Below are 12,462 nucleotides of genomic sequence, written 5' to 3'. Positions count from 1 at the left end.
GCCTGCATGGCGATTTCAACAGCACGAGGATGGATAACCTTTGCTCCCTGATGAGCCATATTGCAAATCTCCGTATAGCTAACATGTGTAAGTGGCTTTGCATTTTCCACAATGCGCGGATCGGCGGTTAATATACCATTCACATCCGTATAAATATCGACCATATCCGCATGTAGAGCAGCACCCAGAGCAGTAGCTGACGTATCGCTGCCGCCCCGACCCAAGGTGGTCATATCACCGTCTGCTGTTTGTCCCTGAAAACCTGTCACAATGACAACTCTGCCTTGGTTCAACTCTTCAACAACACGGTCTGGCTTTATATCCAAAATACGAGCATTGCCGTATTGATCATCCGTAATAAAGCCCGCCTGTGCCCCAGTTAGCACCGTAGCAGGAATACCTTCCTTCTCCATCAGGCTGCATAATGTAGCAGCAGAAATGATTTCACCACAGCACAGCAGTAAATCCCGCTCGCGCTTCGGAAGACTGTCGCCGTTAGACGCCGCCCAATCCAGCAGCGTGTCGGTGGCATAAGGCTCTCCTTTTCTCCCCATGGCCGACACAACAACAACCAATTGAAGATTTTGTTCCAGCTCCCGCTTCACATGTGCCAGCACAAGTTGACGTGCTTCAGGTGTGGACAGCGAGGTTCCCCCAAATTTTTGCACCAAAATACCCATTATTCTTCCCCCATATCGGAACGTTACTCCGCGTTTGCAGCAATAATTTCCGCGATTTGCACCGCGTTCCATGCCGCTCCTTTGAGCAGATTATCGGATACAACCCACAAATTCAATCCACGGCTATTGCCCAAATCACGGCGTACACGCCCCACAAATACGTCAGGTTTTCCAGCAGCTTCGGATGCCAGTGGATAAAGCTGAGCAGCAGGATCGTCCACTAGCGTTACTCCCGGTGCCGAAGCCAGCAGATTGCGGATTTCTTCTAAATCATAATCTTTTTTAAGTTCTACATATACAGATTCCGAGTGACCGTATACAACAGGAATACGTACACACGTTGCTGTTACGTCCACAGATTCGTCACCCAGTATTTTTTTCGTTTCACGTACCATTTTCATTTCTTCCAGTGTATAACCATTGTCCTGGAATTTATCGATTTGCGGGATAGCATTGAAAGCAATCTGATGCTTTACTGGCAACGAGCCTACTGGCAACAGATCAGGCTGAACTTCATCACCGTTAAGAATCGCTGCGCTTTGACGATTCAATTCATCAATAGCTCGGCTTCCAGCCCCGGAAACGGCCTGGTATGTGGATACTATGATACGAGAAATGCCATACTGATCATATAATGGTTTCAAAGCAGCTACCATCTGAATGGTGGAGCAGTTCGGGTTCGCAATAATTCCTTGATGCTCGGCAATTTTGTCGCTATTCACCTCAGGCACTACAAGAGGAGCTGTCGGATCCATTCGGAATGCATTGGTGTTGTCAATGCAAACCGCCCCATGACGAACAGCATGCGGCGCCAATTCCTTACTTACGTCTCCACCTGCACTAAACAAAGCAATGTCGATTCCTTCAAAGCTGTCGGGGGTAGCAATCTCTACTGGAATTTGCTGACCTTTAAAGCTAATTAACGTGCCGGCAGAACGAGGCGAAGAAAGAAATTTGATTTTGTCCACAGGAAAATCCCGTTTTTCCAGCAGATTTACGATCTGTTCTCCTACAGCGCCTGTTGCTCCAACGACAGCTACATTAAACTTTCTATTGCTCATCTGGTGTATCTCCCCTTCTCGACTAAAAAACCATTTTTTATTCTGAAAGCATCCACCGCCAACAAGAAATTAGACTCGATACAATATCGAATCATCTTCTAGGCGAGGGATGCTCAGCAGTTAACTATAGTACTTCATGGGGTCTTGCGTTCCACAATCATCGGCTGAAGCTGTTTACCTTGCAATGCTTCATAAGCAGCCTCGGGAATCAACTCCATGTTAGCTACAAGCGAGTTCGGCTTTTTAACTGGATTGTCCTGTCCGAACGGCACAAAAAAGATATTTTTGGCTACGAGTAATTTGGCGATATTGGCAGCATTTAGACCCAGTCCATCATTAGTAGATATGGCTAAAAGAAGTGGACGACCGTTGCGCAATTGCGCCTTGGCAGCCATCAAAACCGGACTGTCTGTCATCGCATTCGCTAACTTACTCATTGAATTCCCCGTCAAAGGTGCAATCACCAGCACATCGAGTATTTGGGAGGGACCCAGTGGCTCAGCCTCCACAATTGTAGAAATGATATCATTCCCTGTTATATCTTTCAACTGTTTTTGCCAACTTTGCGAAGTACCAAAGCGAGTATCCGTTGTTAGTACTGTATTGGATATAATAGGAATGACCTTCGCACCCTCATCAACAAAGCGCTGTATAACAGGCATTACCTCTTCAAATGTGCAATGTGAGCCTGTAATTGCATAACCTACTGTTTTCCCTTGCCAACTCATTGTGCATCCCCCCGATCAGGATTATCTTCCATTAACAACTGCACCAGCGTATTCGCTATAATGGCACCAGCAGTTTTGGGAGCAACAATACCGGGAAGACCAGGGGCAAGCATAGCCTTGATTCCACGCTTTTCCGCATAACGGAAATCACATCCGCCCGGGGCGGAAGCAAGATCTATAATCACGGTGCTCAATGGCAATTTAGACAGGATTTGCGCTGTGATAATCATAGAGGGTATCGTATTAAAAATCAAGTCAACTCCCTTTGTCTCTTGCGCTAAATCCCTTGTCATAAAAGGCTTCCAACCCATTTCCACGGCTCTCGCTGCATCCTCTGCCCGCCGTACTCCAACCTTCACTCTGGCTCCCAACCCCTGTAGTGCCCTTGCCATGGTAAATCCAGTCCGTCCCATGCCTAGAACCATACAATCTGCACCGTGAATCGTAAAATCGGTATGCTGAATGGCCATCATCAGTGCGCCTTCGGCCGTAGGTATAGAGTTGTATATGGCCACATCATCTCTCTCCAGCAGCTCTACCAGCTTTAACTCATGTCTGGTACAAATTTCTTTTAAGTACGTCCGCGCCATCCCTGTATATACAACACAATGCGGTGGAAGAGCAGCAGCATGCTCATTCAGAAACTGGAGCTTCTGTGCTCCAAAAAGTGCATTTACGTTGCCTTCCTCATCGCATCCCACCACCGGCAAAATCAGTGCGTCTGACGATTCCAGCAGCTTGACAGACATTGGTTCTAGTGTCACTCCTTTGAGTGGTACTTCAAGCTTGTCAAAACCGACCACACTGACGGTAGCATCCATGTCCACACATTTGCGGATTACCTCAAGCTGCCTCGCATCGCCACCCAAAACAACGATGCGTATTCCTGTTAGCATCCGGATCACTCCTTTCCGAGACACGATATGCTTTTAGTCTATGCGAGTGCCCGGAGAGGGGTGAAAAAACACAAAAAAAAGCCGCCCCTTTATGAGGCGACCTTATTTGCATGCTTACTCTTAAGCAAGTAAATTTGAAGATTTTACAAAATAGACATTCGTACATCGCAAACCAACCATAACCTCAGCGTCCTGTATGGCCAAAGCCTCCAGCACCACGCACTGTTTCAGATAATTGGTCTACTTGTTTCAGCTCTACCTCAGGTACAACCTGAAATACCATTTGTGCAATTCGCTCATTGCGCGTAATCGTGAACGATTCCTCGCCCAAATTAATAAGAAGTACCTTAATCTCCCCACGATAATCCGCATCAATCGTTCCCGGTGTATTGAGACAAGTAATACCATGCTTAAGAGCCAGTCCACTTCGTGGACGGATTTGTGCCTCCAATCCCGCTGGCATAGCTATTGCAAATCCAGTTGGAACGAGGCAACGTTTGCCGGGTTCCAGTACCAGATTTTCCTGTACTGCTGCATACAAGTCAAACCCTGATGCAAGCTCTGACATTTTGCGGGGCAGCTCAATATCTTCATTGCCCGCGAGTCTGTTAATTTCCACGTAAGTTAACAAAATAGTCCCTCCTCATATCCTTTACCGCTGAATCACTCGCTCCCACCATCGACAGGGCAAACGGCTCCGAGAACATCCGATCCAGCACTTTATTCACATCATTTGCCGTCACTTGTTCGATATGTTCGATCATTTGATCCAGCGTATAATGCTGACCAAGCATCAATTCATTTTTTCCAAGCCGATTCATCCGGCTACCTGTACTTTCAAGGCTTAAAATCAAACTTCCTTTTAATTGCTCCTTACCTTTACGAAGCTCATTAGCGTCCAAACCGTTGACAGCCACATCTCGTAAAAGCTCCAGCGTCAAATCCAACACGTCCTTTGTTTGCTTAGGAGCCGTACCTGCATAGATCGTGAACATACCACTGTCCGCATGGGAGCTATGATAGGAATAGACCGAATAAGCCAGTCCACGCTTTTCCCGAATTTCTTGAAACAAACGTGAACTCATGCCGCCGCCGATCGCGTTATTCAGCAAAACCATAGCATACTGGAGTTCGTCACCCGTTGCAAATCCAGGCAGGGATAAACAAATATGATTTTGCTCCGTTGCTTTCTCATGATACAACAGCTCACCGTTAAACGCAGGTACTGTCAGCAGCGAAACGGTTCCATGATTATCAAAATGTCCAAAATGTCGCTCCAACAATTCTACCAAGCGATCATCAACATTACCAGCCACACTGATAACTGTATTGTCGATTGTATAATGCTCCCTCATATAATGGCTGAGATGTGAGCTATCCATAGCAAGCAGGTGATCTTCGGTTCCGAGAATCGGATAAGCCAGTGGATGTTCACCATAGGCCGCGCGAGATACAAGATCATGCACCATATCATCCGGTGTATCCTCGTACATGGAGATTTCCTCCAAAATCACATTCTTCTCTTTTGCCAATTCTTCCTGATCTAGTTTGGAATTAAAAAACATATCAGACAGCACATCAACTGCGATCGGTAGATGCTCATCCAACACCTTGGCATAATAGCATGTATATTCCTTCGAAGTGAAAGCATTAACATTTCCTCCGATGGCATCGAATTGCTCAGCGATTTCCTTAGCGTTAAAACGCTCTGTTCCTTTGAAAAGCATGTGTTCGATAAAATGAGAAATACCGCTATTGTCCGGCGTTTCATTTCGGGAGCCGGTTTTAACCCAGATACCGAAAGAAACAGAACGCACGGTTGGAATTTTTTCAATGACCACTCTTAGGCCGTTTTTGAGTTGAATTCTTTCCACGATTGGCCCTCCTAAACTGAATTGCATACTTAGCCATAATGTTCAATCCTAACAGAAAAAAGACGTTCACTCAACCGGAGCAGGTAGCTGTCGATCAGGGGAAAGTGTCTGACTGACAGTTCCGAGCACAAGTCCCTTACTACGAATGGCATGGATCATGCCTTTGAGAGCAGCCGCTGAGGAATCTGTTGGGTGCATTAATATCAGTGTGCCTGATTCAACCTTACTACTGATTTTGTTAATCACCGATTCCGGTGACGGATGTTTCCAATCTACAGTGTCCAATGTCCACAACACTGTTTTGAGCCCACGTTCTGCTGCTATATCCACCGTTTGCTGATTAAAATCGCCCGATGGAGGGGCAAACCAGTTATTTTTGACGCCCAAAGTTTCTTGAAGAAGCTCTTGTGTCTTTTCAATTTCTTGTGTGGCTCTGGCCCGACTCAGACGGCTCATATTCGGATGAGAGTAAGCATGATTCGAAAGCTCATGTCCTCTTTTTTGAATCTCCTTGGCGAGTTCAGGATTTTTTTTCAGCCAACTTCCATCAAGAAAAAATGTAGCCTTGACCTTTTCCTGATCCAGCGTGTTCAGTATCGGCAGGATAAATTCATTCCCCCATGCTACATTGATCATGAAGGATACCATCGGCTTTTCGGGATTCCCCCTGTAAATTGGAACATTACCAAGCTGATTTAAATGTATTTTAGGTGCCAATTGCCGATATACATATTGAATGGGTCGATCCGGAGATGCAATCGCTTTGCGATAGGTAGCATCCAAATCCACCTCCAGTCCGTTATAGCCTGGAATACCCTTCCATACCCTGTCGATCTTGGCATCAACTGGTTCCCGCCGCTGACGGGCTGCTTCTGTTCTTAGTCGCTGCATAAGCGCATTATCGGGTAAAGCCGCCATCGCCATCGTTGTTTCAGCTTTAGGCTCCCCAACTCCTGTAGCGTCTCCATTGCGTAATTGATTAGCGAAGTCACGAACCCCGCTAAACTGTCCGATTACCAGTGTGATGGCTAAACTGGCTACCACCCACACTGCTCTTTTTGCCCTACTCATGATTCCTTCATCCTCCCGCCCGTTTGTCCACATTGTATGCGGGGAGGACAAGAACTATGACGCAGTAGCCTCTAGAAGCCTACTTTGGCGCAGCTTGTGCATATGTATGAAAAAAGAGCCAGAAACGTAGCTCTGCCTCTTTCCAAAAGCTTAAACAATGCTATTCAAATCCCTTGTACTGTTAATACGAAAAGCTACTCCTGCCTTTCTAGTCTGCAACATGCAGGTACCTAGGATTTTGCAGGTGCTTCTGCAGTCAGAACAGCCTTACGGGACAGATTGACACGACCTTGTTGATCAATTTCGGTTACTTTCACCGTAATTGTATCCCCAATAGCAATTACATCTTCAACCTTGGCTACACGTTCAGTAGACAGTTGAGAAATATGAACCAGACCATCTTTGCCCGGTAAAATTTCAACAAATGCACCGAATTTCTCAATCCGTTTTACTGTACCGATGTAAATCTCACCGACCACGACTTCCTTTACGATACCCTCAATAATGGAACGTGCTTTTTCATTCATCTCTTGATTTGTGGAAGCGATGAACACACGACCATCTTGTTCAATATCGATTTTCACGCCGGTTTCTTCGATGATTTTGTTGATGATTTTACCACCAGCTCCAATAACATCACGGATTTTGTCCGGGTTAATGTGCATCGTCATAATTTTTGGAGCATACTGAGACAACTGCTCACGTGGCTTCTGGATCGCTTCCATCATTTTGCTAAGAATGAATAAGCGTCCTTCTTTAGCTTGCTTGAGCGCATCCTGTAAAATCTGGCGGTCAATACCGTTAATTTTAATATCCATTTGAATGGCAGTTACGCCTTCCGCGGTACCAGCAACTTTAAAGTCCATATCGCCCAGGTGGTCTTCCATCCCTTGGATATCAGTCAATACGGAAACATGGTCTCCATCCTTGATTAATCCCATCGCTACACCTGCAACCGGAGCTTTAATCGGTACACCTGCATCCATCATAGCCAGTGTACTTGCACAAATACTAGCTTGTGAAGTCGAACCATTCGATTCCAGTACCTCGGAAACCAAACGGATGGTGTATGGAAATTCAGTTTCGGAAGGAATTACTTTGGAAAGTGCACGTTCACCAAGAGCACCATGTCCGATTTCACGACGGCCTGGCGCACGCAAAGGACGAGCCTCACCTACGCTGAATGGCGGGAAATTGTAATGATGCATGAAGCGTTTTGTTTCTTCCAAATCAATACCGTCCAAAATTTGTACATCACCCAATGCACCAAGTGTACAAATGCTAAGTGCTTGCGTTTGACCGCGTGTAAATAAGCCCGAACCATGAGTACGCGGCAAAATGCTAGTGTCGCTTTCAATCGGACGAATTTCGTCAAGCTTACGACCATCAGGACGCACTTTATCATGCGTGATCAGACGACGTACTTCTTCCTTGACGATATCATAGAGAACTTCGCTCACGTCGCTCAAAAGCTCAGGTGTCTCTATGTATTGTGATTCAAAATGAGCAACTGTCTCTTCGTTGACTGCATCAATCGCCTCTTGACGGGCGTGTTTTTCTGCAATTTTAACAGCTTCCATTAAACGTTCAGCTGCATAAGCACGTACTTCACTGTTCACTTTTTCATCAACAGCATGCAGTTTAACCTGCATTTTCTCTTTACCTGCTACTTGCACCAATTGTTCAATGACTGCCACAATGTTCTTAATCTCATCATGACCGAACATAATAGCTTCCAGCATAACTTCCTCTGGAATCTCATTGCCCTCGGCTTCTACCATCATGATAGCATCTTTCGTTCCGGCTACAACCAGGTACAGATCGCTTGCATTCTGCTGTGCAATATCCGGGTTAATCACAAATTGCCCGTCTACACGTCCTACAGCGACTCCACCGATTGGCCCATTAAAAGGTACATCCGAAATGCTAAGTGCTGCCGAGGTTCCGATCATTGCTGCAATTTCAGGTTCGCAATCCTGATCGACACTCATAACCAGGTTCAACACCTGTACATCATTCCGGAAACCTTCCGGGAACAATGGGCGAATTGGACGGTCTGTCAAACGGCTGGACAAAATCGCTTTTTGACTCGGACGTCCTTCACGTTTAATAAATCCGCCAGGAATTTTCCCTACAGCATACAATCTTTCCTCATAGTTTACGGTCAAGGGAAAAAAGTCCAAATCTTTCGGTTCACGGGAAGCGGTCACGGTACAAAGCACAACTGTTTCTCCGTAGCTCACTTTAACTGCCGCATTGGCTTGTTTCGCAAGACGTCCTGTTTCCAGCACCAGCTTTCTTCCGCCGAGCTGCATTTCTACGCGTTGCTCCATGGTATCCCTCCATTTCATTTCATTGTAAAAGTTCTATACATATCCAGTATTTCCTGCGCAGGGCTTATTCATAAGAAGCTAGCAGACAAATCAGGATATGTAATTCAAAAAAAGATTCCTCATTTCAAAAAAGAACCCGGCTGCTGTCCGCCGTCGCCTTAGCAGGGACAAGCGGTGAACAACCAGGCTTCTTTTCTCATTACATGTCTGAAAATTAACGACGCAGTCCGAGACGCTCGATCAACGCACTGTAACGTTTAACATCAGTCTTCTTCAGGTAAGCCAAAAGTTTACGACGCTGACCGACCATTTTCAACAACCCGCGGCGGGAGTGATGGTCTTTCTTGTGCGAACGAAAGTGACTTTGCAAGTTGACGATGTTTTCAGTAAGGATAGCGATTTGTACCTCTGGTGATCCTGTATCGGATTCATGAGTTTTGTACTCCTCGATCAATTGCTGTTTACGCTCTTGAGTCAATGCCATCCTGTTCACCTCCTTCATTATAATCGCCATTAGCCTCGTAGCCGCCGGTGAAAGCGGACAACCAAGCTAAGGTTCATCGTTGTTTACACAACATAAGTCAGTATAACACAGCGCCTGTCTTATGTAAATAAATTAGCCTAACAGCTTTTTAGCTGTTTGTGCGTCATTGCCAATTTGGCTGATCAGCTCATCCACCGAAGAGAATTTGCGTTCAGGGCGGATGTAATGGTGAAGCTCCACAAGCACAGAATTCCCATAAATTTGCTGATTAAAATCAAATAGGTGTACCTCAAACGACGGATTCAGCACACCTTCATGAAAAGTAGGCTTAACCCCTACATTCATTACACCATTTATCCAACGATCGCCTACAAGCGCCCGTACAGCGTATACACCCTTAATCGGAATCACGTAGGTATCATCCAGTTTGAGATTAGCGGTCGGAAAACCGATCGTACGTCCGCGCTTCTCTCCATCCATTACAGTACCTTGGATACGATAAGGACGTCCCAACCAGCGAGAGGCATGTGCTAGATCCCCGTTCTGTAAAGCACGGCGAATGCCAGAACTGCTCACCTTGTCCCCATCCAGCTCGAACGGTGATACGGTGTGTACAGACATCAGCTCTCCTCCCAGCTTACGGAGGGTATCCTCATGCCCGGCTCCCCGGTGGCCAAACCGAAAATCAAAGCCTACTACCGCTGTTCGAATTTGCAATGGAAGCAGCACATCGCTTATAAACGCCTCAGGGCTGACCTTAGAAAATTCTTCGTTAAAACTCAAAATATAAAGTACGTCCACACCCATATCAGCCAGAATAGTCTGCTTGTCCGCAAGCGGTGTTAAATAACCTTCATAATCGCCTTTTTTCATGACTTCCTTTGGGTGAGGATGAAATGTCATGACAGATACCGGCACTTGCTGTTCACGAGCCAGCGCAACGGCCTTACGTATCACGCTTGCGTGTCCCAGATGAAGACCATCAAACTGACCGATCGCCGTGACCTGTGGACGTCCCCATTGCTGCAAAAGCTCATCACTCAATGGATAAGATAACGATACGGTAATCATTATTAATTCACCTGCATTTCACATCATTTGACTAACTTCGTCAAAATTATAGCACAATTCAAGGTAAAAAAACTTTAATGGGAGCGATCGCGTCTGATTCATCCCGACCATATATGCCTAAAAACGTTTTATCCTCTTTATACAAACGGAAGGGCTGGTTGTCCGTCACAGGTGGTGAAATCATATTCAGCGACAGACGTTGGCCTTGCAGAGCCGCAGTTACCTTGGCTTCAGCCACTATATGCTCAGGCATATAGTCAATCGCCTGATCCGTTGTAATAAGTCGCTCTCCAAGACTACCATCCGCTACGAAACGCTCTATCTCTTCGAAAGTCAGACAACGTTCCGCAGGAATTCCCGCAGACATGGTTCGCTCCAGCTTAACCATCGTTGCAGGATATCCTAATTCACGGCCAATATCAACACATAGTGTACGGATATAAGTACCTTTGGAGCATAAGGCACGAAAAGAAATATCCACATACGCCCCCGTCTCCGCGAATCCCGTCATTTCCAACTCGTAAATGCTCACTTCACGACTTTTGCGTTCCACGGTTTTGCCTTCTCGAGCCAGTTCATATAGACGTTTGCCATCCACTTTTAGCGCGGAGAACATTGGAGGCACTTGGGAAATCGTACCAACAAAACGTTTCAAAACCGCTTTGACTTCCACTTCCGTCACCTCTACTGGACGTTCACTCTCTTCCGTGATTTTCCCAGTTAGGTCTTCGGTATCCGTGGCAATTCCTAATCGCAGTGTAGCCCGATATTCTTTGGGCCGCTCTTGCATGTATTCCACCACACGGGTGGCACGTCCCAGACACAAAGGCAAAACACCAGTTACTTGCGGATCAAGCGTTCCAGTGTGTCCGATTCGCTTCATACCTAATAAACGGCGAGCCTTGGCCACCACATCATGAGAGGTAAATCCGGCAGGTTTATAGACAGGTAGAACGCCTTCCCAAGTTGCCTGTTCCTTCTTTATCGGGTTCATAGCTCAGACTTCACCCGCCCTACAACTGTCTCAATGATATCTCCCAGCTTACCCTCTAGCCGGCAGCCAGCTGCACGTACATGTCCACCGCCTCCAAATGATTGAGCCAGCGCAGCTACATCAACATTCCCTGCCGACCTCAAGCTGGCCTTGACCGCTTGATCATTAATAACCTTAAAGAAAATGCCTACCTCAACTCCACGAATATTTCTTGGATAATTCACAATGCCTTCCAAGTCCTCATTTACAGCGCCACATTCCGTCATGTCGTCAGGTGATACTACGACCCAAGCAACTTTTCCATCCTCCGACATCGTGAGCGTTTGCAATGCTTTTGTCAGCACCTTCATTTGTGGAAAAGTCATTTCCTCGAGCAATTTCTCGGATAAAGATGGACCATCTACACCGTAAGCAAGTAGCTGTGACACAGTAGACATCACTTTCGGTGAAGTGTTGGAGTAACGGAAACCTCCTGTATCCGTTAGCAACCCTGTATATAGAGCCGTAGCTATTTCGACATCCCAGGTTACTGCAAACTCTTTCAGTAGGTCAAAAAGAATTTCTGCTGTTGCCGCAGCATCCGACTTAATCACATTAACTGTACCATACGCATCATTCGTTGGATGATGATCAATATTCAGGATAATGGCATCTTCCGTAAAAAACTGCTCTGTCAAACCAACACGACGGTAATCCGCACAATCTACACAAATGATCCGGTTGTATTTCCGTTCTAGCGGTTGCTGGCTCATATCCATAATCTCATCGGCATGCCATAAAAAATCCATACGCTTGGGAATAGGTCCCTCATTTAGCATGGTAAATTTCTTCCCCAGACATGAGAGAAGCCAGCCCACCGTTACGGTGGAGCTGACTGCGTCTCCGTCCGGCTGTACATGCGATACGATCAGGTAATCATCATGCTCCAGAATAAATTCCTTCGCTTGTTGAAGCGCCTGTTCATAGGTATGCATTGCCTTCTCCTTTACATTCAGTTCATGGTTCCTTCAGACAAACTAAAAGTTTTATTTTTCATCCTTGTCGATATCACTCAGCAGTTTTTCAATTCGACTACCGTAAGCAATAGATTCGTCAATTTTGAAAATCAACTCAGGAATATGGCGCAGCCGTATCCGTTTGCCGAGTTCAGAACGAAGATAACCGTTCGCTTTGTCCAATGCCTTCAGGGAAGAATTTTTTTGTTCTTCATCCCCGAGCACGCTCAAGTATATTTTCGCTTGGGACAAATCATTTGTAAGATCGACACCCG

At 46.1% G+C, this 12,462-nt stretch carries 13 protein-coding genes; all 13 read right to left on the bottom strand.

Going from position 1 to position 12,462, the window contains the following annotated elements:
• A partial coding sequence (locus GRP75_RS12660; RefSeq protein ID WP_160789475.1) for an aspartate kinase occupies positions 1–680 on the bottom strand: 680 nt, incomplete at its 3' end.
• 23 nt (positions 681–703) lie between these two features.
• On the bottom strand, positions 704–1,741 hold the full coding sequence (locus GRP75_RS12655) for an aspartate-semialdehyde dehydrogenase (protein WP_013309939.1): 1,038 nt from the start codon (positions 1,739–1,741) through the stop codon (positions 704–706).
• 134 nt (positions 1,742–1,875) lie between these two features.
• Positions 1,876–2,469 carry a dipicolinate synthase subunit B gene (locus GRP75_RS12650; protein ID WP_023988226.1) on the bottom strand — a complete coding sequence of 198 codons (594 nt, stop codon included), beginning with the start codon at positions 2,467–2,469 and terminating at the stop codon, positions 1,876–1,878.
• Entirely contained in the window at positions 2,466–3,365 is a 900-nt protein-coding gene (gene dpsA / locus GRP75_RS12645; protein WP_069080941.1) for a dipicolinate synthase subunit DpsA, read from the bottom strand. The genes GRP75_RS12650 and dpsA overlap by 4 nt, the downstream gene beginning before the upstream one ends.
• 184 nt (positions 3,366–3,549) lie before the next feature.
• On the bottom strand, positions 3,550–3,996 hold the full coding sequence (gene dut, locus GRP75_RS12640) for a dUTP diphosphatase (protein WP_013309936.1): 447 nt from the start codon (positions 3,994–3,996) through the stop codon (positions 3,550–3,552).
• A complete protein-coding gene (locus GRP75_RS12635; protein ID WP_069080942.1) occupies positions 3,974–5,239 on the bottom strand; it encodes a M16 family metallopeptidase in 1,266 nt (421 codons plus the stop codon). Before GRP75_RS12635 ends, dut begins: the two co-directional genes overlap by 23 nt.
• Positions 5,240–5,305: 66 nt before the next feature.
• Complete coding sequence (locus GRP75_RS12630; RefSeq protein WP_176716879.1) at positions 5,306–6,310, bottom strand: polysaccharide deacetylase family protein; 1,005 nt, start codon at positions 6,308–6,310, stop codon at positions 5,306–5,308.
• A 230-nt stretch (positions 6,311–6,540) separates the two neighbouring features.
• Positions 6,541–8,643 (bottom strand): polyribonucleotide nucleotidyltransferase, encoded by a 2,103-nt coding sequence (gene pnp / locus GRP75_RS12625; RefSeq protein ID WP_023988221.1) that lies wholly within the window; start codon positions 8,641–8,643, stop codon positions 6,541–6,543.
• Positions 8,644–8,857: 214 nt separating this feature from the next.
• The gene (gene rpsO, locus GRP75_RS12620) at positions 8,858–9,127 is read right to left on the bottom strand and encodes a 30S ribosomal protein S15 (RefSeq protein ID WP_007430074.1); all 270 of its coding nucleotides are present in this window, start codon (positions 9,125–9,127) and stop codon (positions 8,858–8,860) included.
• Positions 9,128–9,259: 132 nt separating this feature from the next.
• Entirely contained in the window at positions 9,260–10,198 is a 939-nt protein-coding gene (locus tag GRP75_RS12615) for a bifunctional riboflavin kinase/FAD synthetase (RefSeq protein WP_028542712.1), read from the bottom strand.
• 58 nt (positions 10,199–10,256) lie between these two features.
• Positions 10,257–11,192 carry a tRNA pseudouridine(55) synthase TruB gene (gene truB, locus GRP75_RS12610; RefSeq protein ID WP_160789474.1) on the bottom strand — a complete coding sequence of 312 codons (936 nt, stop codon included), beginning with the start codon at positions 11,190–11,192 and terminating at the stop codon, positions 10,257–10,259.
• Positions 11,189–12,166: a DHH family phosphoesterase gene (locus GRP75_RS12605; protein ID WP_160789473.1), complete on the bottom strand. Its 978-nt coding sequence runs from the start codon at positions 12,164–12,166 to the stop codon at positions 11,189–11,191. Before GRP75_RS12605 ends, truB begins: the two co-directional genes overlap by 4 nt.
• A gap of 51 nt (positions 12,167–12,217) precedes the next feature.
• A partial coding sequence (gene rbfA, locus GRP75_RS12600) for a 30S ribosome-binding factor RbfA (RefSeq protein ID WP_160789472.1) occupies positions 12,218–12,462 on the bottom strand: 245 nt, incomplete at its 5' end.

Origin of the sequence: Paenibacillus sp. OT2-17, assembly GCF_009827695.1 — a bacterium.
Classification (GTDB): Bacteria; Bacillota; Bacilli; order Paenibacillales; family Paenibacillaceae; genus Paenibacillus; species Paenibacillus polymyxa_B.
This window is presented reverse-complemented; position numbering and strand designations above follow the sequence as displayed.

Excerpts from the sequence above, each read along its gene's own strand:
- dpsA (WP_069080941.1), bottom strand. The coding sequence starts at position 3,365 with ATGCTAACAGGAATACGCATCGTTGTTTTGGGTGGCGATGCGAGGCAG.
- GRP75_RS12615 (WP_028542712.1), bottom strand. The coding sequence starts at position 10,198 with ATGATTACCGTATCGTTATCTTATCCATTGAGTGATGAGCTTTTGCAG.
- pnp (WP_023988221.1), bottom strand. The coding sequence starts at position 8,643 with ATGGAGCAACGCGTAGAAATGCAGCTCGGCGGAAGAAAGCTGGTGCTG.
- GRP75_RS12605 (WP_160789473.1), bottom strand. The coding sequence starts at position 12,166 with ATGCATACCTATGAACAGGCGCTTCAACAAGCGAAGGAATTTATTCTG.
- GRP75_RS12655 (WP_013309939.1), bottom strand. The coding sequence starts at position 1,741 with ATGAGCAATAGAAAGTTTAATGTAGCTGTCGTTGGAGCAACAGGCGCT.
- GRP75_RS12630 (WP_176716879.1), bottom strand. The coding sequence starts at position 6,310 with ATGAGTAGGGCAAAAAGAGCAGTGTGGGTGGTAGCCAGTTTAGCCATC.
- rpsO (WP_007430074.1), bottom strand. The coding sequence starts at position 9,127 with ATGGCATTGACTCAAGAGCGTAAACAGCAATTGATCGAGGAGTACAAA.
- GRP75_RS12650 (WP_023988226.1), bottom strand. The coding sequence starts at position 2,469 with ATGAGTTGGCAAGGGAAAACAGTAGGTTATGCAATTACAGGCTCACAT.
- truB (WP_160789474.1), bottom strand. The coding sequence starts at position 11,192 with ATGAACCCGATAAAGAAGGAACAGGCAACTTGGGAAGGCGTTCTACCT.